Source organism: Stenotrophomonas terrae (genome assembly GCF_001431465.1).
Taxonomy (GTDB): Bacteria; Pseudomonadota; Gammaproteobacteria; order Xanthomonadales; family Xanthomonadaceae; genus Stenotrophomonas; species Stenotrophomonas terrae.
The window spans coordinates 1-21441 of sequence record NZ_LDJJ01000026.1; the positions used below are offsets into that span (position 1 = coordinate 1).

The window sequence follows — 21441 nt, forward strand, 5'->3', positions numbered from 1 at the left end:
GGGTTGGGGAGGGGTTGGCTCTTTGTCGGCTGATGTAGTGCCTGCTTCGCGGCTTACGCCGCTCCCACAAGTTCTGCGGCTTGGCCGGTACGGCCTCTGCCGAGCATGGCTCGGCACTACCGCTCTGCTCCCTCCCTTTGGCCTTAGGCCAAGGGGAGGGTTGGGGAGGGGTGAGCTCTTTGCGGGCTGATGCGGTGTCTGCTTCGCGGCTTACGCCGCTCCTACAACGGGCCACAGCCCGGTCCGGTCCGGGACCCCACTCGGTTCTGGCACAGCTTTTGCAACTTCCCCGGCAACGTTCCGTGGGAGCTTCCACATGGCCAACCTGTTTTCCGACTACCTAGGCATCCACGCGCAGGCGATGCCGTTGCGCGAGCAGCGCATGAAGCTGATCGCCAGCAATCTGAGCAATGCCGATACGCCGGGCTACAAGGCCCGCGATCTGGACTTTGACGCCGCCCTGCGCAATGCACAGGGTGCAACCAGCGGCAATGGCCTGCTCAACACCACTGCCGAACAGCACTACGCCATCGGCGGCAGCGCTGGGCTCAATCCGTTCCAGATACTGCGCGAGGGTGCGCAGCCCAGCCTGGACGGCAATACCGTTGATCCGGATACCGAACGCGCCGCCTATGGCCGCGCCGCGCTGGAATACCGCGCCTCGCTCAGCTTCGTCGAGTCCAAGGTGAAAACCATGCTCACCGCGATCACCGGCCAATAAGGAAACGCGCCATGAGCAATCTGCCCATCTTCGATATTGCTGGTTCCGCTTTGCAGGCGCAGTCGGTGCGCATGAGCACCATCGCCTCCAACCTGTCCAACGCCGATTCCATCGCCGGATCGCCACAGGCGGTCTACAAGCCGTTGGAGCCGATCTTCCAGGCCGTCACCAGCCGTACCGATCCCAATCTGACCGGCGTGCAGGTCAAGGAGATCGCGCAGAGTGACGCGCCGCCGATCAAACGCTACGAACCCAACCATCCGCTGGCCGATGGCGAGGGCTATGTGTATTCGCCCGACGTCGATCCGGTAGCGCAGATGGTCAACCTCATCTCCACTTCGCGCAATTACCAGGCCGGTGTGGAAATGCTCAGTACGGCCAAAGAGCTTGCCTTGGCCACGCTGACCATGGGCCGCTGAGCCCCCTCCCCCAGGAATCTGCCGACATGAGCACCAGCGTCAACTCCGATCTCTACAGCTCGCTCGGGCTTACTGCCCCGAACAGCGCCACCAAAACCAAGGATAAAAGCGCGCTTGACCAGGCCGACTTCCTGAAGCTGATGACCACCCAGCTGCAGCACCAGGATCCGACCAAACCAATGGACAACAGCCAGATGGTCGCGCAGATGGCACAGCTGTCCACCGTGCAGGGCATCACCGATCTGAACACCTCGGTGAAGGGCTTCCAGCAGTCCATGGCCAGCGATCAGGTACTGCGTGGTGCGGCCCTGGTTGGCCACGAAGTGATGGTGCCTTCGACCAAGGTCGCGCTGGAAGCCGAAGGCGGCGCCAGCGGCACTGTCGCGGCACCCTCCGCCGGCTTCGTCACCGTCGACATCACCGACGCCAACGGTCTGAAGGTCAATCAGCTGAACGTGCCGGCCGACGCCGCTGGCGAGGTCGCCTTCCAGTGGGACGGCACCAACGCCGATGGCGAGCGCCTGCCCGCGGGCAGCTATACCGTCACCGCAACCCATACCGACAGCGCAGGCGCACAGAGCAAGCTCAACACCTATGTGCAGGCGGAAGTGGAAAGCGTGACGGTGGGTTCCGACGGCCTGTACCTGAATCTCAAGGGGCTGGGCACTGCCCCGCTCGACTACGTGCTCCGCGTCAGCTGAGCCCCCTCTTCGATTTCCCAGGAGTATCGCCATGGGCTTCAACGTCTCACTGTCAGGCATCAATGCGGCCAACGCTGACCTGAATGTCACCGCCAACAACATCGCCAACGTCAACACCACCGGCTTCAAGGAATCGCGCGCCGAGTTCGCCGATCTGTTCAATGCCACCAGCTATGGCCTGTCGCGCAACGCGATTGGTTCCGGCGCGCGGCTGAGCAATGTGGCGCAGCAGTTCTCGCAGGGCAACATCAACCAGACCGGGCGCAGCCTGGACCTGGCCGTGGCCGGCGAAGGCTTCTTCACCATGAACATGAACGGTTCGCGCGTGTACTCGCGTGCAGGCAACTTCCAGACCGACAACAACGGCTATGTGGTGAACCCGCAGGGCGCACGCCTGCAGGTATTTGCCCCCAGCGCCGATGGCACCCGCTTCGACGGTCAGCTGACCGACCTGCAGCTGCTTACCACCGACAGCCCGCCGAAGCAGAGCACCCTGGTCAACATGGCGTTCACCCTGCCGGGCAACGCGCCCGAGCCGACGGTGGCGCCGTTTGATCCCACCGACTCCAATACCTACAACCACTCCACCGGTGGCATCACCGTGTACGACTCGTTGGGTGTCAGCCACACCCAGACCTCGTACTTCGTGAAGACGGCCAACGCCAACGAATGGGAAGTACACAACTACATCGACGGCCAGCCTGCCGGCGGCCCTTCGACGCTGCAGTTCTCCAACGCCGGTGCATTGACCAACCCGGCGAATGGCGACATCACCCTGGCGCCGTTCACCCCGAGCACCGGCGCTGGCGTGGTCAACCTGACCCTGAATGTCTCCGGCGCTACCCAGTACGGCGAAAAGTTCGCGATGCGCGATACCCGCCAGGACGGCTATGCCGCCGGCAAGCTCAATGAGATCAGCATCTCCGAGGAAGGCGTGGTGTATGCGCGCTATACCAACGGCGATGACAAACCACTGGGCCAGGTTGCGTTGACCACCTTCAACAACCCACAGGGCTTGCAGAACCAGGGCAACAATCTGTGGGTTGAGACCTTCTCATCCGGCAACCCGCGTACCGGCGCGCCGGACACCTCGGACCTGGGCCAGATCCAGGCCGGCTCGCTGGAAGCGTCAACGGTGGATCTGACCGAGCAGCTGGTCAACATGATCGTGGCCCAGCGCAACTTCCAGGCCAATTCGCAGATGGTGTCCACCCAGGACCAGATCACCCAGACCATCATCAACATCAGGTAAGCCAGTCGGGCGCGACGGTGCATGACTGGCCAGTGACCAGCCTTTCAAGCAATCGCGCCCACGCTTATGCACGACGCTGCACTGACGTCGCGCGCCCGCAGGTGGCGTGCGACGGGTTGCTCTGCCCGCCCCCTGCGCTCCCACCCCTCTTTACTTCCGAATCCAAGCCTTATGGACAAAGCCCTCTACGTTGCCATGACCGGTGCCCGTGCCTCGCTGCAGGCGCAGGCCACGGTGTCGCACAACCTGGCCAACTCGGATACCCCAGGCTTCAAGGAAGCTTTGGCCAACACCGAAGCGTTCCGCATCCAGGGCCCGGGCTTTCCGTCGCGGGTGGATGCGCTGCATGTGGACGCCGGCTTCAACCGCCGCGTTGGCGCCCAGCAGATCACTGGCAATGCATTGGATCTTTCCCTGCAGCCGGGCAGCTGGCTGGCCGTGCAATCCAGCGATGGCAGCGAGGCCTATACCCGCAGCGGCGCCTTGTCGCTGACGCCGAACGGGCAACTGCTCACCGCCGAAGGCAATGCCGTATTGGATGACAACGGCAATCCCATCGCGGTACCGCCGCATCAGGCGATGGAAATCGGGCACGACGGCACCTTGTCGATCATCCCGCTGGGTGAAGGCCCGCAGACGATGGCGATGATTGGCCGCCTGCGCGTGGTTGATGCACCCAATGAACGGCTGGAACGCAGGCTCGATGGTTTGATGCGCAATACCGATCCACAGCAGCCTTTCGTGCAGCGCCAAGGCAAGGCGCTGGACAGCGGCATGCTGGAATCCAGCAATGTCGACGCTGCCGGTGCATTGGTGCAGATGATCCAGCTGCAGCGCCAGTTTGAAATGCAGGTGAAGGTCATCAAGCATGGCGACGAAAACGCGCGCAGTGCCAACAGCCTGCTGCGCCTGAACGGCTGATAGCAAGACAAGCCGCACAGACATTACGCGCGCCTGCACTACTTCGTGGCGCGCGATCCGATACACAGCGGTGCGTTCCCCGCTGCCAGCATCCTCACTTCAGTTCATTCCCCTCCCACGCCCCGACCTGTTCAACCCAGGCCGATGCAGTCGTGCCCGGTGTCATGAGTTTGGCGCCACCCGCACGTCGCCAACCACTCCGCGAACACCGCCGATATTTCGACACCATTTTTGGCACGGCCCATGCATTGACACAGGCAAGGGCCAATCGGCCGGTATCAGTTACCAAGGAATCGCACCATGAATCAGGCATTGTGGGTCGCCAAGACCGGTTTGGATGCGCAGCAGACACGTATGTCGGTTGTCTCCAACAACCTGGCCAACACCAATACCACCGGATTCAAGCGCGACCGTGCCAGCTTCGAGGACCTGTTGTATCAACAGGTGCGTCAGCCAGGCGGTTCGTCCTCGGCACAGACCCAGCTGCCAACCGGTCTGCAGTTGGGTACCGGTGTACGCGTGGTCGCCACCTCCAAGCATTTTGAACAGGGCAGCCAGCAACAGACCGGCCGCGCCCTGGATGTGATGGCCAATGGCCGTGGCTTCTTTGAAGTGATGATGCCCGATGGCAGCTCCGCCTATACCCGCGACGGCAGCTTCCAGATCAATGCCCAGGGCGAACTGGTGACCAACAGCGGCTACCCGGTGCAGCCCGGCATCCAGATCCCGGAAGGCGCGCAGTCGATGACCATCGGCACCGACGGCACCATCAGCGTGAAGATGGCCGGCGAAGCCGCGTCGGTGGAAATCGGTTCGTTGACGCTCACCGATTTCATCAATCCGGCCGGTCTGCAGGCCAAGGGCGAAAACCTGTACCTGGAAACCACCGCGTCGGGCCCGGCCCAGAACGGTACGCCCGGCCTCAACGGCCTGGGCACCGTGGTGCAGGGCGCGCTGGAAGGCAGCAACGTCAACGTGGTCGAAGAGCTGGTGTCGATGATCGAAACCCAGCGCGCCTACGAAATGAATGCCAAGGCCATTTCCACCACCGACTCGATGCTCGGCTACCTCAACAACAACGTCTGATTGGTCGCCAAGGGATACCGTCATGAGCAGCACCCCACTCCTGCGCCAACTTTCCATCGCCCTGTGCGCTGCCTTGATCGGCGGCTGCACGCTGGCCGGCGACGTGCGCCCCTACGCACCGATGGCACCGATCCAGCCCATCGTGGTGCAGGCCGCAGCGCCCACCGCCGGTGCGATCTACGCGGCCGGCCCGGGCTTGAACCTGTACGGCGACAGGCGCGCACGCGACGTCGGTGACCTGCTGACCATCACCCTGGTCGAAAACACGATGGCCACCACCACCGCCAGCACCGCGATCAGCAAGAAGTCCAATGTCGATGTCGGCACGCCGACCTTGTTCGGTGCGCCGGTGACGCTGGGCGGCAAGGACATCCTTGGCGCTTCGGCAGCAGCCGAGCGTGATTTCGCCGGCAAGGGCAACAGCGCGCAGAGCAATCGCCTGCAGGGCAGCGTGACCGTCACCGTGATCCAGCGCCTGCCCAACGGCAACCTGGTGATACAGGGGCAGAAGAACCTGCGCCTGAACCAGGGCGATGAGCTGGTGCAGATCCAGGGTGTGGTGCGTGCAGCAGATATCGCCCCGGACAACACCATTTCCTCCAGCAAGGTTGCTGATGCCCGCATCGCCTATGGCGGCCGCGGTGCGGTCGCGCAATCCAATGCGATGGGCTGGCTGGGCCGCTTCTTCAACTCCGCCTTTGCGCTGTTCTGAGCACCGTGATGACTACTTTCTCTTTCATGCGTCATCTGGCCCTGGCAACGCTGGCACTGGCAGCCGCCCTGCCCGCCCACGCCGAGCGGATCAAGGACCTGGCCCAGGTCGGCGGCGTGCGCGGCAATGCGCTGGTCGGTTACGGCCTGGTCGTCGGCCTGGATGGCAGCGGCGACCGCACCAGCCAGGCACCTTTCACCGTGCAGAGCCTGAAGAACCTGCTCGGTGAGCTGGGCGTCAATGTTCCGGCCAATGTAAACCCGCAGTTGAAGAACGTTGCCGCCGTCGCGATCCACGCCGAGCTGCCACCGTTCGCCAAACCCGGCCAGACCATCGACATCACCGTGTCCTCGATCGGCAATGCGGTGTCGCTGCGCGGCGGTGCCTTGCTGATGGCACCGCTCAAAGGCATAGACGGCCAGGTCTATGCCATCGCCCAGGGCAATCTGGTGGTCGGCGGCTTCGGTGCGCAGGGCAAGGATGGCTCGCGCATGTCGGTCAATATTCCCAGCGCAGGCCGCATCCCCAACGGTGCAACCGTCGAACGCGCCCTGCCGGATGTTTTCTCGGGCGGCGGCGACATCACCTTGAACCTGCACCAGAGCGATTTCACCACCGTCTCGCGGATGGTCAGCGCGCTCAACGCCACCTTCGGCGAGGGCGCCGCTCGCGCGGTTGATGGTGGCACCGTTGCGGTACAGACACCGACCGACGCAGGTGCCCGCATCGGCATGCTGGCCCGTATCGAGAACGTGGAGCTGTCGCCAGGCGCGGCGCCTGCACGCATCGTCGTCAATTCGCGCACCGGCACCGTGGTGATCGGCTCGCAGGTGCGGGTCAGCCCGGCGGCGATTTCGCACGGGTCCTTGACTGTGACCGTCAGCGAATCGACCCAGGTCAGCCAGCCCAATGCCTTCGGTGGCGGACAGACCGTTGCCACGCCGCAGTCCACCATTACTGCCAGCAATGAAGGCAGCCGCATGTTCCGCTTCGATGGCGGTGCGACCCTGGATGAGATTGTGCGCGCGGTCAACGAAGTTGGTGCAGCGCCTGGCGATCTGATCGCCATCCTGGAAGCCCTCAAGCAGGCCGGCGCACTGACCGCCGACCTTGAGGTGATCTGACATGCGTATCGCCGCGCCCGCGCTTGAGCTGAACCCGGCTATCGCCAATGACCCGGCGAAGATCGACAAGGTTGCCCGTCAGCTGGAAGGCCAGTTCGCACAGATGCTGGTCAAGAGCATGCGTGATGCAAGCTTCGGCGATTCGCTGTTCCCGGGCGAAAACCAGATGTTCCGCGAGATGTACGACCAGCGCATTGCCGAGGCGATGACGCGCGGTCGTGGGCTGGGCCTGTCGGCGATGATCGCGCGCCAGCTCGGTGGCAGCGATGCGGCAAACACTCCCAACGTTGATCCCAGCATCAAGCCTGCCGCAGCTGCGCGCGCATATCAGCTGACCGCACCCGCACCCGCAGCCGCTGGCCTGCCGCTGGACCCTGCATCGGCAACCGGCGTCGACCCACTGTCGTCGTTGAACCTCGGCGACCAATCCACCTATATGGCGCCGCAGGCGCAGGCGCTGGATCTGATTGCCGGGCGTGACAGCAGCAGCTTTCATGCATCACTGAGCAGTGCCAATCCGTATCAGGAAAGCGCAGCGGCAACGCCAGCTGCCGATTGGACGATGGGCAATGATCGCTGGAGCAATGCAACCGCAGCGCAGCGCGGTGACGCCGTCGACACCACCACCGCCAATCTTGCCGCCGACAAGCTGGGCAAGCACACGCCCGAAGGCTTTGTCGCCAGCATCTGGCCACACGCCGAACGCGCCGCACGTGAGCTCGGCGTTGACCCGCGCGCCCTGGTTGCCCAGGCCGCGCTGGAGACTGGCTGGGGTAAGCGCCATATCAAGCGCGACAACGGCGACAGCAGCCACAACCTGTTCGGCATCAAGGCCAACGGTTGGAGCGGTGAACGCGCCACCACCGGCACCCACGAATACGTCAACGGCCAACGTCGCAACGAGACCGCCAGCTTCCGTGCCTATGGCTCGATGGCGGAGAGCTTCGGCGACTACGTCCGCATGTTGAAAACCAGCCCCCGCTACAAGGCCGCGCTCAGCGCCGGCAGCGATGTACGCAGCTTCGCCCAGGGCCTGCAGCGTGCCGGCTACGCCACCGATCCTGCCTACGCGGCCAAGATCGCCGCCATTGCCGCCGGGCCCACCATCGGCCGCGCCGTTGCCGCCATCGGCGATGCCGGTGCGCGCTTGGGCCAGACCTTTGCCAGTACCGCCGGTGCTACCGGCATCACCCGTCGTTGAGATAGCCGTCCATGTCTAATGTTCTTTCCACTGGCACCAGCGCGCTGATCGCCTTCCAACGGGCGCTGGCCACCGTCAGCCACAACGTCGCCAACATCAAGACTGACGGTTACAGCCGGCAGAAGGTGGATTTTGCCACTCGCGACCCCAGCGACGTGGGCTATGGCGACGTCGGCAACGGCACCAAGATCACCGACATCCGCCGGGTCGCCGATCAGCTGGCCATTTCGCGCCTGCTCGATAGCAACGGTGAACTTGCACGCCTGCAGCAGCTGTCCGGCATGGCCGATCGCGTCGACGCGCTGTTCTCCGACGCGGCCACCAATGTCAGCGGTGTGTGGTCCAACTTCTTTGACGCCGTCAATGGACTGGCGTCCAATGCCTCCGGCACCGCTGACCGCCGAGATGTGCTGGACAACGCCAGCACCCTGGTGAACCGCTTCAAGCAGCTCAATAGCAACCTCGACAGCCTGAACAGCGAGGTCAACAACGGCCTGATCTCCGCCGCCACCGAGGTCAACCGGCTGGCCAAGGAGATCGCGCAGATCAACGGCGCCATCGGCAGCAATGCCGCGGCGGCCGCACCGGACCTGTTGGACAGGCGTGATCAGCTGATCTCCAAGCTGGTCGGCTATACCGGCGGCACCGCGGTGATCCAGGACGGCGGCGTGATGAACGTCTATTCGTCTGGCGGCCAGGCCCTGGTTGTCGGCACCACCGCCTCGCAGATCACTACCGCAGCTGATCCCTACCAGCCCGAGCGCCTGCGTCTTGCGATCAAGACCCAGGGCATGACCGTGACCCTGGACAGCAAGGCGCTGGGCGGACAGATCGGAGGCCTGATGGAGTTCCGCGAAACCATACTGACCCCCGCCCAGGCTGAGCTTGGCCGGATCGCGGTGGGCATGGCGCAGTCGTTCAACCAGGCCCACGCCGAAGGCATGGACCTGTACGGCGACATGGGCGGCAACTTTTTCAACCTGGGTACGCCGAAGATATCCAGCCATAGCGGCAATACCGGCACTGCAAGCCTCACCGCCAGCTATGGCGACCTGGGCGCGCTGGACGGCCAGAACCTGCTGCTCAAGTTCGACGGCAGCAACTGGCAGGCCAGCCGCGCCGATACCGGCGTGGCGGTACCGATGACCGGCACCGGCACTGCCGCCGATCCATTCGTGGTCAATGGCGTGCAGTTCGTGGTGGGCGGTACCCCCGCCACCAATGATCGCTTCCTGCTGCAGCCGACGGCCGGGGCAACCAATGACCTGTCGGTGGCGATCACCGATCCCTCGCGCATTGCCGCCGCCAATCCGGTCAAGGGCACAGCGGTACTCAGCAACACCGGCACCGGCGTACTCGGCAAGCTGGACGTATTGAATGCTGGCAACCCTGCCCTGCTCAATCCTGCGGTGATCGCGTTCACCGACGCCAACAACTACACCATCGACGGTGCCGGCCCGTATCCCTATACGCCCGGGCAGACCATCAGCGCCAACGGCTGGAGCCTGGTACTTGATGGCAAGCCCGCCGCAGGTGATCGCTTTGACATCGGCAAGACCGCCGCCGGCTCCAGTGACAACGGCAATGCCTCGCGCCTTGCCGGCGTGGAAGACGCAAAGGCATTCAGTGGTGGCACTGTCACCCTGAATGGCGCGCTCGGCGGCATGACCACGCAGATCGGCTCGGCGGCACGTGCAGCCGATTACTCGCTGCAGGCGCAGCAGGTGATCAATGACAACGCCAAGGCATCACGGGACTCGATCTCGGGCGTGAACCTCGATGAAGAGGCGGCGGACATGCTCCGGCTGCAGCAGGCCTACCAGGCCGCGTCACAGCTGATCTCCACCGCCGACACCATGTTCCAGACGATTTTGAAGGCGGTGGGCTGATGAGTAACCGTATTTCCAGCAACATGATGTATGACCAGTCGGTCTCGCTGATGCTGTCCAAGCAAAGCAAGATGAACCATCTTGAGCAGCAGCTGGCCACCGGCAAGAAGATCGTCACTGCCAAGGATGATCCGGTCGCCTCCGGTACCGCCGTTGGCCTGGATCGTGTGCTTGCCGAACTGGAACAGCTGGGCAAGAACGCCAATACCGCGCAGAACCGGCTCGGTCTGCAGGAAAACACCTTGTCGCAGGCCAACGAACTGTTGGCACGGGTATCGGAACTGACCGTGCAGGCCAACAACGCCGCCTTGTCAGCCGAGGACCGCAAGACGGTGTCCGCCGAGTTGCAATCGATCAAGGACCAGATGCTGGCCTTGGCCAATACCACCGACGGCAACGGCCGCTACCTGTTTGGCGGTGCCGCCGATGGCGCTGCACCATTCACCCTGGCCAATGGCACGGTCACCTACAACGGTGATCAGATCCAGCGCCAGGTCGAGGTAGCGCCAGGCACCTTCGTCAAGGATGCGCAACCGGGCAGCGAGGTTTTCCTGCGCATTCGCACCGGTGACGGCACCGTCGATGCAGCCGCGGCCGCCGGCAACAGCGGCAAGGCGGTACTGACCGACATCAGCCGTGATGGCTCGGGCAGCTGGAATGGCGACAGCTATACGCTGCGCTTCACCGGCACCGATACCTATGACGTCGTCGATGCCAGCAATACGGTGGTCGGCACCGGCACCTACAAAACCGGCGAAGACATTGTCTTCCAGGGGCTGCGGGTGCGTATTGAAGGCACTCCGGCCGCCGGCGATGCGTTCACCGCTGGCCAGGCCAGTACCCGCGATGTGTTCAGCACCATCGACCAGCTGGTGCAGACGCTGCAGATGGACACTTCCACGGAAGCCGGCCGCACCGCCCAACAGAACGCTTTGCAGGCAAGCATCCGCGATGTCGCGCGTGCATCCGGCAGCCTGATCGATGCACGCGCCGCTGGCGGCGCACAACTGAAATCCATCGACGATGCGGCCTCGCTGCGCGAAGCCAGCAGCATCACCCTTGAAAGCTCCCTGTCGCAGTTACGCGACCTCAACTATGCCGAGGCCATTGGGCAATACCAGCTCGAAGGCGCGGCCTTGCAGGCGGCACAGACCATCTTCACCCAGATGCAGTCGATGTCGCTGTTCAACATGATCCGCTGATTCCGTAATCCGCATCCTACCGCCTCCTCATACGCACCACGTCACCGAACACAACGGAGAAGTCCCATGGCACAAGTCATCAACACCAACATCATGTCGCTGAACGCTCAGCGCAACTTGAACACCAGCGGCAGCAGCCTGGCGACGTCCATCCAGCGTCTGTCCTCTGGCCTGCGCATCAACAGCGCCAAGGACGATGCCGCCGGCCTGGCCATCTCCGAGCGTTTCAGCACCCAGATCCGTGGCCTGGACGTTGCCGTGCGCAACGCCAATGACGGCATCTCGCTGGCCCAGACCGCCGAAGGCGCGATGGTCGAGATCGGCAACAACCTGCAGCGCATCCGTGAGCTGGCCGTGCAGTCGTCCAACGCCACCAACTCGGACAGCGACCGTGAGGCGCTGAATGCCGAAGTCGATCAGCTGCTGTCGGAAATCGACCGCGTCGCCAACCAGACCGGCTTCAACGGCACCAAGCTGCTCGATGGCAGCTTCACCGGTGCGCTGTTCCAGGTCGGCGCCAACTCCGGCCAGACCATCGGTATCAATGCCATCGTCGATGCGAACATCGACACCCTGGGCCAGGCCGGCTTTGCCGACAACGTGAGTGGCGCAGGTATCGGCGGCACCGCCGCCACCGCCTCGGGCTCGATCAGCGGTATCACCGTCAGCGTCACCCCGGCGGGCGCGGCCGCTGCCACCCAGATCAAGCTGGACGACATCAAGATCGAAGTAGGCGACGATGCTGCCGCCGTGCAGAAGAAGGTTGCGCAGGCGTTCAACAACAAGCTGGACCAGACCGGCATGTACGCCACCATCGAAGCCGGCGAACTGAAGCTGACCTCGGTCAAGGCCGGGCAGGATTTCGGCGGCGTCACCAATGGCACGCTGGCCGGTGGCACCGGCATCACCGTCTCGCTCGCTGCCGACCTGGGCGCCACCACCGCCGCTGCCGGCGTGGCCGCCAATGGCGGCGGCATCCGCCACATGGAGGATCTGGACGTCTCCAACTTCTCCGGCTCGCAGCGTGCGATCGAGATCGTCGACAAGGCATTGACCGCGGTCAGCAGCTCGCGCGCGGAAATGGGCGCCATCCAGAACCGCTTCACCTCCACCATCGCCAACCTGGCAACCACCTCGGAGAACCTCTCCGCTTCCCGTAGCCGTATCCGCGACGCGGACTACGCCAAGGAAACGGCCGAGATGACCCGCACCCAGATCCTGCAGCAGGCCGGTACGGCCATGCTGGCCCAGGCCAACCAGGTGCCGCAGAACGTGCTCAGCCTGCTGAAGTAAGCCGGTCGCACGTGTTCTTCGCAAAAACCCCGGCTCGCCGGGGTTTTTGCGTTGCAGGCCCCTATGTAGGAGCGGCGTCAGCCGCGAAGCCGAGATTGTTGAAAGTACAGGCTCTGTAGTGCCTGGAAAGCCACCTGCTTCGCGGCTGAAGCCGCTCCCACATGCCGGGTTCCACGCACTTCCTCCGATGGACAGCGATTTTTGTCAATCCGAACCTACAGCAGCCCTAAAGCGTGGGAGGGTGCTGCCGTTATTGATATCAGCAGCGGTACTGCGGCCCCTACGGCACCTCCCACTGCACTCAGTACCGGTCAGGTTGAGCTGCCGGATCAAACGACAAAAAGGAATCCGAAACCATGGCACAAGTCATCAACACCAACATCATGTCGCTCAATGCTCAGCGCAACCTGAACACGAGCGGCAGCAGCCTGGCCACCTCGATCCAGCGCCTGTCCTCGGGCCTGCGCATCAACAGCGCCAAGGACGACGCCGCTGGCCTGGCCATCTCCGAGCGTTTCACCACCCAGATCCGCGGCCTGGACGTTGCCACCCGCAACGCCAACGACGGCATCTCGCTGGCCCAGACCGCTGAAGGCGCGATGGTTGAAATCGGCAACAACCTGCAGCGTATCCGCGAGCTGGCTGTGCAGTCGTCCAACGCCACCAACTCCTCGACCGACCGCGAAGCGCTGAACTCGGAAGTCAACCAGCTGCTGAAGGAAATCGATCGCGTCTCCAACCAGACCAACTTCAACGGCACCAAGCTGCTGGATGGCAGCTTCTCCGGCGCCCTGTTCCAGGTTGGTGCTGACGCTGGCCAGACCATCGGCATCAACAGCATCGTCGATGCCAAGACCACCAGCCTGGGCACGATGAACTTCGCCGTCGACACCACGGCCGTCAACGTCGTCGCTTCCGGCGCCGCTGCTACCGCTGCCGGCAACGTCAGCGGCATCTCGATCGCGGTGACCGGCACCGGCGCAGGCGCCACTGCCAAGACCGTCAACATCGACACCGTCAAGTTTGAATCCGGTGATTCGACCCTGTCGATCAACAAGAAGATCGCCTCGGCCATCAACGACAAGATGGACCAGACCGGCGTTTACGCCAAGATCGATGACAGCAACGGCGCAATCACGCTGCAGTCGGTCAAGGGCAACCAGTTCACCTCGGCCATGAGCCTGGGCACCATCAGCGGCGGTGGCCTGACCGCCGGCGCCGCGTTCACCGCGCAGGCCGCAACCAACGTCAGCGACGCCAAGAATGCCAGCAAGCTGGATATCTCGAGCTTCGCCGGTTCGCAGAAGGCGCTGGAAATCGTCGACAAGGCACTGACCGCCGTCAACAGCTCGCGCGCCGACATGGGTGCGATCCAGAACCGCTTCAGCTCCACCATCTCCAACCTGTCGACCACCTCGGAAAACCTGTCCGCTTCGCGCAGCCGCATCCGTGACGCTGACTACGCCAAGGAAACCGCCGAGCTGACCCGCAACCAGATCCTGCAGCAGGCCGGTACCGCCATGCTCTCGCAGGCCAACAGCTCCACCCAGAACGTGCTGAGCCTGCTGGGCTAAGCAAGCCGCGGGGCCGGTGGACCAGCCCCAAAGGTGACGTTTCCAGAACCCCCGCTTTCAGGCGGGGGTTCTGCGTTTGCAGCAGTTGCAGGGGGTGCCCAGGCAATTGCGGCACACCACTTGCATGGTCAGCACGGCAACCGTCGCCGACTGCCTAAAGTTGCTGGGCAGGCGTGCCGATACAAGGGATAGCTGCACAGGCGTCCTACAGCCTAGACCAAGGAAACACATGGCCACCTCCTCTCTCGCTGCTGTCGGCTCCGGCCTCGACATCCCCACCATCGTCGCCCAGCTGGTGGCTGCCGAGCGCAAGCCGGCCGACAATCGCATCAACTCGCAGGGCACGGCGGCCACCGCCAAGCTGTCGGCGTTGGGCAACATCAAGAGCTCGCTGAGTGGCTTGCAGTCGTCACTGGAGGCCATGGTCAAGAGCGCCGATATCCGCGCCTACAAGGCGACGGTACCGGAGGGCGCGGGGTTCAGCACCAGCATCATCACCGATCCAAGCACCGGCAAGACCCTGGCGACAGCAGGCACCTACAACGTTGAAGTGCTCAGCCTGGCTACCACCCAGAAGCTCAGCTCCGGCGCGTTCGCTGCCGATGCGCCGGTGGGCGACGGAAAGCTGACGTTCGCCTGGGGCGACAAAACCCTGGACGTGGATATCGCCGAGGGCGCGACGCTGACCGAGATCGCCGCCGCCATCAACAACGCGGCAAACGGCAAGGGCGTCAACGCCACCATCATTACCGCCAGCGATGGCCAGCACCTGGTGATGAATGCGGTCGACGCGGGCACCGACGGTGCGCTGAAAGTCAGCGCCAGCGGCGGCAATGGCGGCCTGTCTGCATTGACCTGGGATGGCGGTGCCGGCGGCATGGCCCAGACCACCGCCGCCAGCAACGCCAAGGTGCGCGTGGATGGCTTCGAGCGCGAGTCCAGCAGCAATTCAATTACCGACATCATTCCCGGTGTCACCCTCAACCTGAGCAAGGCCGAGGTGGGCACCACCCGCACGCTGACGGTGGCGCAGGACAATTCGCCGCTGAAGATCAACCTGCAGGCGTTCATCAGCGCCTACAACGCGACCACCGCCCTGCTCAAGAGCTCCACCAGCTACGACGCTACCAACAACAAGGCGTCCACGCTGACCGGCGATTCGATGATCCGCGGCCTGCAGCAGCAGATGCGCGGCCAGCTCAGCGCCAATGTCCTCGATCTGAAGGCACTTGGCGTGGCGATCAACAAGGACGGCACGCTCAGCTTCAGCAGCACCACCTTCGACAAGACCGTGGCCGAGAGCCCGGGTGCGGCGCAGGCGCTGTTGGGCAGCAAGGGCAGCCTGTCCAGCGGCGTCACCAGCATGCTCAAGAGCAACCTGGACAGCCAGGGCACCTTGACCCTGCGTACCGACTCGCTGAACAAGCAGATCAAGAAACTCGAATCCGATCTGGACGCGCTCGATGCGCGCATGGAGAAGGTATCGGAGCGTTACACCAAGCAATTCACTGCGATGGACACACTGGTCGCACAGATGCAGAGCACCAGCAATTACCTGAGCCAGCAGCTGGCCTCCAAATCCAAGTAATCGCAGTACTTATTGATTTTCATCCACCACCCACCGCTGCGACGAGCATCTCGTGCAGCGGCTGAAACAAAGGAGTCCCATCCACATGTACGGTGCCAACCGCCACTATGCCGAGCAGTACCGCAAGGTCGGCGTTTCCAGCCGTGCCATCGATGCGGACCCCCATCGCCTGGTTGCGCTGCTGCTTGAAGGCGCCGGCGAGCGCATCCGCCGCGCTGAAGCCTGCCTGGCCAGCGGCGACCAGGCCCTGAAGGGCAAGGCCATCGGCGAGGCCTGCGCCATCATTGGCCACCTCAACGGTTCGCTGGATCATGAGGCCGGTGGTGACGTGGCCGGCAATCTGTCGGCACTATACGAATATGTACTGCACCGTCTGACCGAGGGTAACCTCAACAACGACGTCAATGCCCTGCAGGAGTCCCTGTCGCTGATGACCGAGATCGAATCCGCCTGGAATGCCATTCCCGCCGAGCAGCGCGCCATGCCAAACGCCGCCGGGGCACGTTGATGACCGACACCGCCCGCCAGGTACTGGATGCCCTGCACGAAGATCTGGATGCCTTGAAGAACGCCATCGACGCCGAAGATCATGATCGCGCCGAACAGATTGTGGCTGCGCATGATCAGCGTCTGCGCAGCTACATCCAGGACAACGGCGCAGCGGCTGCGGCAGACGCACTGCAACTCCTGCTGGAACAGCAGCACACCCTGACCGGGCGGATGCGCGAACTGCGCGACGAGGCGGCCGCACACCTGCGCGCCGAACGCCAGTCCACCCGCGCGGCCAGCGCGTATATACAGGCTGGAACCCTGGCATGAACAGCACCGGCATCGATCACCCCGCGGAAACCGAGCTGTTCGACGACACGCTCAGCTGCGAGTTGTCGCTGCCGGTGGAATTCCAGGCCGGCGCCACGCTGCAGCGCCCCGGCAGTACCGAAATGCTCTTACGCAGCATTGCGCTGGTGGAAGACGCACGCAATGCGGATGACGGCAGCGACGAGCGCAACGACAACAGCCTGCAATTGCAACGGCTGGAAGCACGGCTGGATCTGACCCTGGTTCTGCTGGGGCGCCTGCTGCAACGCGACGCTCCGGCTGCAACGATCACAGCGCTGCGCTGGTCCCGGCATGGTCTGCGACTGCAGCGTGACGAGCTTGCCGGCTACGCGGCAGGAACCAAGGGCGTGGTCCGCCTGCAGCCGGCCGAGTGGCTGCCCGACCTGATCGAACTGCCCGTCGTGGTGCTGGCCGAAGCCGCTACCCCCAATGGCCCACAGTTATGGGTACGCCTGGACGCCCAGAACGAGGCCTTGCTGGCTGCCGTTGAGCGCCACCTGTTCCGCCTGCATCGCAAGCAGATCGCCGATAGTCGTCGCAACCGGTGAGTGAATTGCAGATTGCTGCGCTGGCGCCTGCGCCGCCGCTCCGCTAAGGTGCAGCCTTCTGATATGACCCGGTCTCCTGTGCGCGTTCTTATTGTCGACGACCACACCTTGGTTCGTGCTGGGCTTACCCGGCTGCTGCAGACATTTGACGGAATCCAGGTGGTGGCCGAAGCCAGCAATGCCGAACAGGCATTGGAAATGGCGCTTTTCCATGTACCGGACCTGATCCTGCTTGATCTCTCCCTGCCCGGCCGCTCCGGCCTGGAGGCACTGACCGACATCCGCCAGCGCCTGCCGCATGCGCGCGCGGTGATGATGTCCATGCATGACGACGCCGCCCATGTGCGCGATGCACTGGACCGTGGCGCGGTCGGCTTTCTGGTCAAGGATGCGGCCCCGGCGGAACTGGAGCTGGCGCTGCGCGCCGCGCACGCCGGCCAGGTTTTCCTGAGCCCGCAGATCTCGGCAAAAATGCTGGCGCCGTTGATGAGCAAGGAGCGCGCTACCGGCATCGGCGCCCTGTCGCCACGACAGAAGCAGATCCTGCGGCGCCTGGGCACCGGCCAGACCACCAAGGAAATCGCCGCGGACCTCGGCATCAGCATCAAGACGGTGGAGACCCATCGGGCGCGGATGATGGAATCACTGGGCTGCCGCCGCGCCAATGACCTGCTTTTGATGGCCGTGCGCCACGAAAACGAACTGGGTTGATGTCAGTAGTCCGGACAAAGTGAACCTGCGTCACGGAATCCGAAACCCGTCACCGATGTTGTCGGACTCATTGAAATCAACAAGTTGCAACAAGGCGCCGGCATTCGAGCGCCAATTTTTCGTCGCAATGTAGGGGTTACACCTACATGAAGTAGGGGTGTTTATGACAGCTATCAGGTCGACACCTATTACCGCCCCGACATGAAGCACGCAAGATGCGTTCCACAACGCGCCGATCAACCGGGCGCAACGGGAACCTGCATGAAAGCCGTACTGTCTACCCAGCTGGGCCAACAACTCCACCTCACGCCTGCGCTGCTGCAATCGATCCGTTTGCTGCAGCTCAATGGCATGCAGTTGGAGCTGGAAGTACGTCAGGCGCTGGAGAACAACCCGTTGCTGGAACTGCAGGAGCTGGCCGAAGACGTGCCGGCGACCGTTGCCGCTGACAGCGCCCAAACCGACACCGCCGCCTTCGACGAACTGCCCGAAAGCAATCTGTGGGATGTCCCCGGCGCCAGCTGGAATGCCGACGACGAGGACCGCATGGCCCGCGTGGCCGCCGGCGAATCCACCGATCCGCAGCTGCGCGTGCTCAATGCGCTGGCGCTGGAACTGGACGAGGCCGATCTGGCCGTGGCCGCTTTCTGGCTGGAACACTGCGACGAGGCAGGTTATTTGCAGGCACCACTGGCACAGCTGAGCCAGCTGGCCAGCGCCCGCCTTGATCGGACCGGCGCCGATATCGAAGCCATCCGCCAGCGCCTGCTCCTGGGCGAACCTGCCGGCATGGCCGCAGTGGATCTGCATGAGTGCCTGCTGGCCCAGCTCACCGCCCTGCCCGGCCTGGTAGCCGCGCGCCATCTGGCCTGCCGCCTGCTCGATGCCGACATGCAATTGCTGGCCAACCATGACTATGCGGCGCTGGCGCAGGCGCTGGACGCGGAAGTCGCCGACATCCAGGAAGCCTTCCGGCTGATTCTTTCGCTGCAGCCGCGGCCGGGCGAAACCCTGCTGCCCCAGCAGGAAGCCAGCGTCATCCCGGACGTGGTGGCCTGGCATGCCGACGGCCAGTGGCGGGTCGCGCTGAATCCGGCCACCACGCCGCGTCTGGCGATCAATAGCAGCTATGAGCGGGTTGTCGCCGACAGCAGTGGCGAGTCGGCCCAGCCGCTGCGCGAAATGCTGCACGAAGCCCGCTGGCTGACCCGTGGCCTGTCGATGCGTTACGACACCCTGCTGCGCACCGCGCGGGTCATCGTCGAGCGCCAGGCCGCGTTTCTGGTCAATGGCGATGAATGCATGGCGCCATTGACCCTGAAGGAAGTCGCCGACCTGATCGGCATGCACGAATCCACGGTCTCGCGGATCACCTCGGGCAAGTACCTGCAGACCCCGCGCGGCACCTTTGAACTGAAGCACTTTTTCGCCGTACGCCTGGAAGGCGCCACCGTCTCCGGCCAGGCCGTCAAGGCAATGGTCAAGCGCCTGATCGACGCCGAACCGCCCGCCCGCCCACTCGCCGACGAGGCCATTGCCGGCCTGTTGTCACGTCAGGGAGTGAACATTGCACGCCGGACCGTCGCAAAATACCGCGAACAGCTTGATATCGCCCCGGCGCGCGAACGTCGCCGCCAGAGCAGCAAGCCCCAGCTGGCCCGTGTGGGCTGAGACCAAGGATTCCAATGAACAAGCTCACCGTAGTGCTGGTCGACGACCATGAAGGCTTCATCAACGCCGCCATGCGCCATTTCCGCAAGATCGATTGGCTGGAAGTGGTAGGCAGTGCCGCCAACGGCCTGGAAGCGATCGAGCGTTCCGAAGCCCTGCGCCCGCAGGTGGTGCTGATGGACCTGGCCATGCCGGAAATGGGCGGCCTGCAGGCCACGCGCCTGATCAAGACCCAGGACCAGCCCCCCTACATCGTCATCGCCAGCCATTTTGATGACGCCGAGCATCGCGAACACGCGTTGCGCGCCGGTGCTGACAACTTCGTCAGCAAGCTGTCCTACATCCAGGAAGTCATGCCCATCCTGGAAAGTCTCAAGGTGCAGGAACATGAGTGAGTCACGCATTCTGGTGATCGATGCCGACGGTGTGCGCGCCGAGCGCACGCTGGCGCTGTTGGAGTTCATGGACTTCAACCCGCGCTGGGTCAGCGACGCACAGGACATCGACGTCAGCCGCCACCGCAGCAACGACTGGATGGCGGTGGTGGTTGGCACGCTGGAAGATGCCGACCGCGCTGCCGGTTTCTTCACCTGGTTGGCAGGCACGTCCCTGCCGCCGCCTATCCTGCTGGCCGAAGGCGACCCGCTGGCGTTCTCGCGCCACTACGGCCTGCACGAAGCCAATGTATGGCCGCTGGAGCAGCCCATGCGCCATGCGCAGATGGAAGCCCTGCTGCGCCGCGCCAGCTTGAAGCGGCTCGATGCCGAGCACCAGGCCGGCAATACCGATGACAGTGGCCCGACCGGGCACAGCCCTGCGGTGGTCGAGCTGCGCCAGCTGATCGACCAGGTTTCCAATTTCGACACCACCGTGCTGGTGCTGGGTGAATCCGGCACCGGCAAGGAAGTGGTCTCGCGCGCCATCCACCAGCGGTCACCGCGCCGCGACGGCCCGTTCATCGCCATCAACTGCGGCGCCATCCCGGCCGACCTGCTGGAAAGCGAACTGTTCGGCCATGAGAAAGGCGCCTTCACCGGTGCGCTGAGTGCACGCAAGGGCCGTTTCGAGATGGCCGAAGGTGGCACCCTGCTGCTCGACGAAATCGGCGACATGAGCCTGCCGATGCAGGTCAAGCTTCTGCGCGTGCTGCAGGAGCGCAGCTTCGAGCGCGTCGGCGGCAACCAGACGATCCGCTGCAATGTGCGGGTCATCGCCGCCACCCATCGCAACCTGGAATCGAGCATCACCGACGGCAAGTTCCGCGAGGACCTGTTCTATCGCCTGAACGTGTTCCCGATCGATGTGCCGGCGCTGCGCGAACGCGCCAGCGATCTTCCCGAACTGGTCGAGACCATCGCCGCCCAGCTCTCGCGTACCGGCCGTGGCGAAGTGCGTTTCGCTCCCGAAGCACTGCAGGCCCTGGCCGGCTATGCCTGGCCGGGCAACGTGCGCGAGCTAACCAACCTGGTTGAGCGTCTGGCCGTACTGCATCCCGGTGGCACCGTGCGCCTGCAGGATCTGCCCAGCCGTTACCGCGGCGACAAGGCCATCCTGGCCGCTGCCAGCGCCGAAGACGAACGTCCGCTGCTGTTTGGAAAGCAGCCGGCTGCAGCAGAAGCCTCCGCAAACACGGTTGCAGGCCTGATCAACAAGATCGCCGCCCCCGAAGTCACCAGTCAGCTGCCCAATGAAGGCATGGATCTGCGCGACCACATGGCCAACATCGAACTGACCCTGATCAACGAAGCACTGGAGCGCACCCAGGGCGTGGTCGCCCATGCCGCCCAGCTGCTGGGCCTGCGCCGCACCACCCTGGTGGAAAAGCTGCGCAAGTACGGCATCGAGCGCGATTCGGTCGAGACCGCCAGCCAGTAACAACACCATGGCCGGCGACGCTTTCGCCGGCAAATGATCACGCCCGGACGGTTGCCGCACTCTTACGTGCATCTGCTGAAGTAGCCGACCCGGCGCGGCATGAATCTTGCAGC

The 21441-nt window shown here is 63.8% G+C and carries 21 protein-coding genes; all 21 read left to right on the forward strand.

Going from position 1 to position 21441, the window contains the following annotated elements; genetic code table 11:
- Positions 1-316 precede the first annotated feature (316 nt).
- The 21 genes from flgB (at position 317) to ABB27_RS07930 (ending at position 21328) form a co-directional block, all read left to right on the forward strand.
- The gene (gene flgB / locus ABB27_RS07830) at positions 317-721 is read left to right on the forward strand and encodes a flagellar basal body rod protein FlgB (RefSeq protein ID WP_057628074.1); all 405 of its coding nucleotides are present in this window, start codon (positions 317-319) and stop codon (positions 719-721) included.
- A gap of 11 nt (positions 722-732) precedes the next feature.
- Entirely contained in the window at positions 733-1140 is a 408-nt protein-coding gene (gene flgC / locus ABB27_RS07835; protein WP_057628076.1) for a flagellar basal body rod protein FlgC, read from the forward strand.
- Between the two features lie 26 nt (positions 1141-1166).
- Positions 1167-1841, forward strand: a complete 675-nt coding sequence (locus ABB27_RS07840; protein WP_057628078.1) for a flagellar hook capping FlgD N-terminal domain-containing protein — start codon at positions 1167-1169, stop codon at positions 1839-1841.
- Positions 1842-1872: 31 nt separating this feature from the next.
- On the forward strand, positions 1873-3093 hold the full coding sequence (gene flgE, locus ABB27_RS07845) for a flagellar hook protein FlgE (RefSeq protein ID WP_057628079.1): 1221 nt from the start codon (positions 1873-1875) through the stop codon (positions 3091-3093).
- 171 nt (positions 3094-3264) lie between these two features.
- Positions 3265-4014, forward strand: coding sequence for a flagellar basal body rod protein FlgF (locus ABB27_RS07850; protein ID WP_057628081.1), 750 nt, complete (start codon positions 3265-3267; stop codon positions 4012-4014).
- 300 nt (positions 4015-4314) lie between these two features.
- A complete protein-coding gene (gene flgG, locus ABB27_RS07855) occupies positions 4315-5100 on the forward strand; it encodes a flagellar basal-body rod protein FlgG (RefSeq protein WP_057628083.1) in 786 nt (261 codons plus the stop codon).
- Positions 5101-5122: 22 nt separating this feature from the next.
- Positions 5123-5812, forward strand: coding sequence for a flagellar basal body L-ring protein FlgH (gene flgH / locus ABB27_RS07860; RefSeq protein ID WP_057628085.1), 690 nt, complete (start codon positions 5123-5125; stop codon positions 5810-5812).
- Positions 5813-5820: 8 nt separating this feature from the next.
- The gene (locus ABB27_RS07865; RefSeq protein ID WP_057628087.1) at positions 5821-6936 is read left to right on the forward strand and encodes a flagellar basal body P-ring protein FlgI; all 1116 of its coding nucleotides are present in this window, start codon (positions 5821-5823) and stop codon (positions 6934-6936) included.
- Position 6937: 1 nt separating this feature from the next.
- Complete coding sequence (flgJ, locus tag ABB27_RS07870; protein WP_057628089.1) at positions 6938-8137, forward strand: flagellar assembly peptidoglycan hydrolase FlgJ; 1200 nt, start codon at positions 6938-6940, stop codon at positions 8135-8137.
- Positions 8138-8148: 11 nt separating this feature from the next.
- A complete protein-coding gene (gene flgK / locus ABB27_RS07875) occupies positions 8149-10026 on the forward strand; it encodes a flagellar hook-associated protein FlgK (protein ID WP_057628090.1) in 1878 nt (625 codons plus the stop codon).
- Complete coding sequence (gene flgL / locus ABB27_RS07880; protein ID WP_057628092.1) at positions 10026-11228, forward strand: flagellar hook-associated protein FlgL; 1203 nt, start codon at positions 10026-10028, stop codon at positions 11226-11228. The genes flgK and flgL overlap by 1 nt, the downstream gene beginning before the upstream one ends.
- 66 nt (positions 11229-11294) lie before the next feature.
- A complete protein-coding gene (locus ABB27_RS07885) occupies positions 11295-12521 on the forward strand; it encodes a flagellin (RefSeq protein ID WP_057628094.1) in 1227 nt (408 codons plus the stop codon).
- Positions 12522-12877: 356 nt separating this feature from the next.
- The gene (locus tag ABB27_RS07890; RefSeq protein ID WP_057628096.1) at positions 12878-14095 is read left to right on the forward strand and encodes a flagellin; all 1218 of its coding nucleotides are present in this window, start codon (positions 12878-12880) and stop codon (positions 14093-14095) included.
- A 229-nt stretch (positions 14096-14324) separates the two neighbouring features.
- Positions 14325-15683: a flagellar filament capping protein FliD gene (gene fliD / locus ABB27_RS07895; RefSeq protein WP_057628098.1), complete on the forward strand. Its 1359-nt coding sequence runs from the start codon at positions 14325-14327 to the stop codon at positions 15681-15683.
- Between the two features lie 85 nt (positions 15684-15768).
- On the forward strand, positions 15769-16191 hold the full coding sequence (gene fliS / locus ABB27_RS07900; protein WP_057628101.1) for a flagellar export chaperone FliS: 423 nt from the start codon (positions 15769-15771) through the stop codon (positions 16189-16191).
- The gene (locus ABB27_RS07905) at positions 16191-16502 is read left to right on the forward strand and encodes a hypothetical protein (RefSeq protein ID WP_057628103.1); all 312 of its coding nucleotides are present in this window, start codon (positions 16191-16193) and stop codon (positions 16500-16502) included. Before fliS ends, ABB27_RS07905 begins: the two co-directional genes overlap by 1 nt.
- Complete coding sequence (locus tag ABB27_RS07910) at positions 16499-17071, forward strand: PilZ domain-containing protein (protein ID WP_057628105.1); 573 nt, start codon at positions 16499-16501, stop codon at positions 17069-17071. Before ABB27_RS07905 ends, ABB27_RS07910 begins: the two co-directional genes overlap by 4 nt.
- A 78-nt stretch (positions 17072-17149) precedes the next feature.
- Positions 17150-17782, forward strand: coding sequence for a response regulator (locus ABB27_RS07915; protein ID WP_057628107.1), 633 nt, complete (start codon positions 17150-17152; stop codon positions 17780-17782).
- A 261-nt stretch (positions 17783-18043) separates the two neighbouring features.
- The gene (rpoN, locus tag ABB27_RS07920; RefSeq protein ID WP_057628109.1) at positions 18044-19453 is read left to right on the forward strand and encodes an RNA polymerase factor sigma-54; all 1410 of its coding nucleotides are present in this window, start codon (positions 18044-18046) and stop codon (positions 19451-19453) included.
- 14 nt (positions 19454-19467) lie between these two features.
- Positions 19468-19848: a response regulator gene (locus tag ABB27_RS07925; RefSeq protein ID WP_057628111.1), complete on the forward strand. Its 381-nt coding sequence runs from the start codon at positions 19468-19470 to the stop codon at positions 19846-19848.
- On the forward strand, positions 19841-21328 hold the full coding sequence (locus tag ABB27_RS07930) for a sigma-54 dependent transcriptional regulator (protein WP_057628112.1): 1488 nt from the start codon (positions 19841-19843) through the stop codon (positions 21326-21328). The genes ABB27_RS07925 and ABB27_RS07930 overlap by 8 nt, the downstream gene beginning before the upstream one ends.
- Positions 21329-21441: the final 113 nt, after the last annotated feature.

What these genes read in the sequence shown, in the direction of transcription:
- flgB (WP_057628074.1), top strand. Translation starts at nt 317, where the DNA reads ATGGCCAACCTGTTTTCCGACTACCTAGGCATCCACGCGCAGGCGATG.
- flgC (WP_057628076.1), top strand. Translation starts at nt 733, where the DNA reads ATGAGCAATCTGCCCATCTTCGATATTGCTGGTTCCGCTTTGCAGGCG.
- ABB27_RS07840 (WP_057628078.1), top strand. Translation starts at nt 1,167, where the DNA reads ATGAGCACCAGCGTCAACTCCGATCTCTACAGCTCGCTCGGGCTTACT.
- flgE (WP_057628079.1), top strand. Translation starts at nt 1,873, where the DNA reads ATGGGCTTCAACGTCTCACTGTCAGGCATCAATGCGGCCAACGCTGAC.
- ABB27_RS07850 (WP_057628081.1), top strand. Translation starts at nt 3,265, where the DNA reads ATGGACAAAGCCCTCTACGTTGCCATGACCGGTGCCCGTGCCTCGCTG.
- flgG (WP_057628083.1), top strand. Translation starts at nt 4,315, where the DNA reads ATGAATCAGGCATTGTGGGTCGCCAAGACCGGTTTGGATGCGCAGCAG.
- flgH (WP_057628085.1), top strand. Translation starts at nt 5,123, where the DNA reads ATGAGCAGCACCCCACTCCTGCGCCAACTTTCCATCGCCCTGTGCGCT.
- ABB27_RS07865 (WP_057628087.1), top strand. Translation starts at nt 5,821, where the DNA reads ATGACTACTTTCTCTTTCATGCGTCATCTGGCCCTGGCAACGCTGGCA.
- flgJ (WP_057628089.1), top strand. Translation starts at nt 6,938, where the DNA reads ATGCGTATCGCCGCGCCCGCGCTTGAGCTGAACCCGGCTATCGCCAAT.
- flgK (WP_057628090.1), top strand. Translation starts at nt 8,149, where the DNA reads ATGTCTAATGTTCTTTCCACTGGCACCAGCGCGCTGATCGCCTTCCAA.
- flgL (WP_057628092.1), top strand. Translation starts at nt 10,026, where the DNA reads ATGAGTAACCGTATTTCCAGCAACATGATGTATGACCAGTCGGTCTCG.
- ABB27_RS07885 (WP_057628094.1), top strand. Translation starts at nt 11,295, where the DNA reads ATGGCACAAGTCATCAACACCAACATCATGTCGCTGAACGCTCAGCGC.
- ABB27_RS07890 (WP_057628096.1), top strand. Translation starts at nt 12,878, where the DNA reads ATGGCACAAGTCATCAACACCAACATCATGTCGCTCAATGCTCAGCGC.
- fliD (WP_057628098.1), top strand. Translation starts at nt 14,325, where the DNA reads ATGGCCACCTCCTCTCTCGCTGCTGTCGGCTCCGGCCTCGACATCCCC.
- fliS (WP_057628101.1), top strand. Translation starts at nt 15,769, where the DNA reads ATGTACGGTGCCAACCGCCACTATGCCGAGCAGTACCGCAAGGTCGGC.
- ABB27_RS07905 (WP_057628103.1), top strand. Translation starts at nt 16,191, where the DNA reads ATGACCGACACCGCCCGCCAGGTACTGGATGCCCTGCACGAAGATCTG.
- ABB27_RS07910 (WP_057628105.1), top strand. Translation starts at nt 16,499, where the DNA reads ATGAACAGCACCGGCATCGATCACCCCGCGGAAACCGAGCTGTTCGAC.
- rpoN (WP_057628109.1), top strand. Translation starts at nt 18,044, where the DNA reads ATGAAAGCCGTACTGTCTACCCAGCTGGGCCAACAACTCCACCTCACG.
- ABB27_RS07925 (WP_057628111.1), top strand. Translation starts at nt 19,468, where the DNA reads ATGAACAAGCTCACCGTAGTGCTGGTCGACGACCATGAAGGCTTCATC.
- ABB27_RS07930 (WP_057628112.1), top strand. Translation starts at nt 19,841, where the DNA reads ATGAGTGAGTCACGCATTCTGGTGATCGATGCCGACGGTGTGCGCGCC.